Origin of the sequence: Paraclostridium sp. MRS3W1 (genome assembly GCF_032465715.1) — a bacterium.
In the GTDB taxonomy this organism is placed as follows: domain Bacteria; phylum Bacillota; class Clostridia; order Peptostreptococcales; family Peptostreptococcaceae; genus Paraclostridium; species Paraclostridium dentum.
Genome location: NZ_JAWDJM010000097.1, coordinates 1 through 524 on the forward strand (window position 1 = coordinate 1; position 524 = coordinate 524).

A 524-nucleotide genomic window follows, 5' to 3' on the forward strand; every position below is an offset into this window, starting at 1 on the left:
TGCCGAAGTGGCGGAACTGGCAGACGCACAGGACTTAAAATCCTGCGGGACTTACCTCTCGTACCGGTTCGATTCCGGTCTTCGGCACCATTTTAATAAAACATCGCGGGGTGGAGCAGTTGGCAGCTCGTCGGGCTCATAACCCGAAGGTCGCAAGTTCGAGTCTTGCCTCCGCAACCATTAAAATTATATAAGGCCCATTGGTCAAGCGGTCAAGACACCGCCCTTTCACGGCGGTAACAGGGGTTCGATTCCCCTATGGGTCACCAATTAAATATGCGGGTGTAGCTCAATGGTAGAGTTCCGGCCTTCCAAGCCGGCTGTGAGGGTTCGATCCCCTTCACCCGCTCCAGAATAAACACATGGGACTATAGCTCAGCTGGGAGAGCACCTGCCTTACAAGCAGGGGGTCACAGGTTCGAGCCCTGTTAGTCCCACCAATTGCGGCCTGGTAGTTCAGCTGGTTAGAATGCCAGCCTGTCACGCTGGAGGTCGAGGGTTCGAGTCCCTTCCAGGTCGCCAAA

Annotated in this window: 6 tRNA genes; all 6 read left to right on the forward strand. The window is 55.2% G+C overall.

What is annotated here, in order from left to right:
• Position 1: 1 nt before the first annotated feature.
• The 6 genes from RWY47_RS07360 to RWY47_RS07385 all read left to right on the forward strand — a co-directional run bounded on the left by RWY47_RS07360 (position 2) and on the right by RWY47_RS07385 (position 522).
• Positions 2-90: transfer RNA gene (locus RWY47_RS07360), tRNA-Leu, on the forward strand.
• 14 nt (positions 91-104) lie between these two features.
• Positions 105-180 (forward strand) — tRNA-Met (locus RWY47_RS07365).
• Positions 181-194: 14 nt separating this feature from the next.
• Positions 195-269, forward strand: a tRNA-Glu gene (locus tag RWY47_RS07370).
• A 9-nt stretch (positions 270-278) separates the two neighbouring features.
• A tRNA-Gly gene (locus RWY47_RS07375) sits at positions 279-352 on the forward strand.
• Between the two features lie 12 nt (positions 353-364).
• A tRNA-Val gene (locus RWY47_RS07380) sits at positions 365-440 on the forward strand.
• 5 nt (positions 441-445) lie between these two features.
• Positions 446-522: transfer RNA gene (locus RWY47_RS07385), tRNA-Asp, on the forward strand.
• Positions 523-524 lie beyond the last annotated feature (2 nt).